The following is a 1,913-nucleotide window of genomic DNA, read 5'->3' on the forward strand; positions in this document are numbered from 1 at the left end:
GAACTGAGACACGGTCCAGACTCCTACGGGAGGCAGCAGTGGGGAATATTGCACAATGGCGCAAGCCTGATGCAGCCATGCCGCGTGTGTGAAGAAGGCTTCGGTGTAAGCACTTTCAGTCGTGAGGAAGGTAGTGTAGTTAATAGCTGCATTATTGACGTTAGCGACAGAAGAAGCACCGGCTAACTCCGTGCCAGCAGCCGCGGTAATACGGAGGGTGCGAGCGTTAATCGGAATTACTGGGCGTAAAGCGCATGCAGGTGGTTTGTTAAGTCAGATGTGAAAGCCCGGGGCTCAACCTCGGAATTGCATTTGAAACTGGCAGACTAGAGTACTGTAGAGGGGGTAGAATTTCAGGTGTAGCGGTGAAATGCGTAGAGATCTGAAGGAATACCGGTGGCGAAGGCGGCCCCTGGACAGATACTGACACTCAGATGCGAAAGCGTGGGGAGCAAACAGGATTAGATACCCTGGTAGTCCACGCCGTAAACGATGTCTACTTGGAGGTTGTGGCCTTGAGCCGTGGCTTTCGGAGCTAACGCGTTAAGTAGACCGCCTGGGGAGTACGGTCGCAAGATTAAAACTCAAATGAATTGACGGGGGCCCGCACAAGCGGTGGAGCATGTGGTTTAATTCGATGCAACGCGAAGAACCTTACCTACTCTTGACATCCAGAGAACTTTCCAGAGATGGATTGGTGCCTTCGGGAACTCTGAGACAGGTGCTGCATGGCTGTCGTCAGCTCGTGTTGTGAAATGTTGGGTTAAGTCCCGCAACGAGCGCAACCCTTATCCTTGTTTGCCAGCGAGTAAGTGTCGGGAACTCCAGGGAGACTGCCGGTGATAAACCGGAGGAAGGTGGGGACGACGTCAAGTCATCATGGCCCTTACGAGTAGGGCTACACACGTGCTACAATGGCGCATACAGAGGGCTGCCAACTTGCGAGAGTGAGCGAATCCCAAAAAGTGCGTCGTAGTCCGGATCGGAGTCTGCAACTCGACTCCGTGAAGTCGGAATCGCTAGTAATCGTGGATCAGAATGCCACGGTGAATACGTTCCCGGGCCTTGTACACACCGCCCGTCACACCATGGGAGTGGGCTGCAAAAGAAGTAGGTAGTTTAACCTTCGGGAGGACGCTTACCACTTTGTGGTTCATGACTGGGGTGAAGTCGTAACAAGGTAGCGCTAGGGGAACCTGGCGCTGGATCACCTCCTTATACGATGATTACTCACGATGAGTGTCCACACAGATTGATACGGTTTATAAGTAAAAGAGACGAAGATATCCCAATATCTTCAATCCAGTGTCCCGTTCGTCTAGAGGCCTAGGACACCGCCCTTTCACGGCGGTAACAGGGGTTCGACTCCCCTACGGGATACCATTGGGTCGTTAGCTCAGTTGGTAGAGCAGTTGACTTTTAATCAATTGGTCGCAGGTTCGAATCCTGCACGACCCACCATTCTTCTCCACGAAGAATTAAAACTTATGTGGGCGATTAGCTCAGTTGGGAGAGCACCTGCCTTACAAGCAGGGGGTCACTGGTTCGAGCCCGGTATCGCCCACCATTCTCTAAGTATTTTTGGATGACAACTCCAAACCACTTCAATAAAACGGATGTGGTTAGAATCCTCGACTCTGAAAGTCTTTAGAAAATGTACTTCCTTGTGAAGAAACATAGCTCTTTAACAATTTGGAAAGCTGACAAATCAACAATTTATTGTTGATTGTAAAGTTCTCAATGTTTGTCTTTATGACAAACACCAATACAACACATTCAAGTGTTCTTGGAATTTGAGTCCGGCAAAATCGAGTCTGCATCATGTATAAAAATTGCAGACAACTTTGGTGACTTGTTCATCAACTCGAACTCCTTCGGGTTGTATGGTTAAGTGACTAAGCGTACACGTGGAT

At 49.7% G+C, this 1,913-nt stretch carries 3 tRNA genes and 1 rRNA gene; all 4 read left to right on the plus strand.

Features of this window, described 5'->3' with window-relative positions:
* Nucleotides 1-1,218, plus strand: a 16S ribosomal RNA gene (locus B853_RS15730); the annotation flags it as partial.
* A gap of 89 nt (nt 1,219-1,307) precedes the next feature.
* Nucleotides 1,308-1,383, plus strand: a tRNA-Glu gene (locus B853_RS15735).
* Nucleotides 1,384-1,385: 2 nt separating this feature from the next.
* Nucleotides 1,386-1,461 (plus strand) — tRNA-Lys (locus B853_RS15740).
* Between the two features lie 30 nt (nt 1,462-1,491).
* Nucleotides 1,492-1,567: transfer RNA gene (locus tag B853_RS15745), tRNA-Val, on the plus strand.
* The last annotated feature ends 346 nt before the right edge of the window (nt 1,568-1,913 follow it).

It is taken from the genome of Vibrio rotiferianus CAIM 577 = LMG 21460, from assembly GCF_002741985.1.
GTDB classification, from domain to species: domain Bacteria; phylum Pseudomonadota; class Gammaproteobacteria; order Enterobacterales; family Vibrionaceae; genus Vibrio; species Vibrio rotiferianus.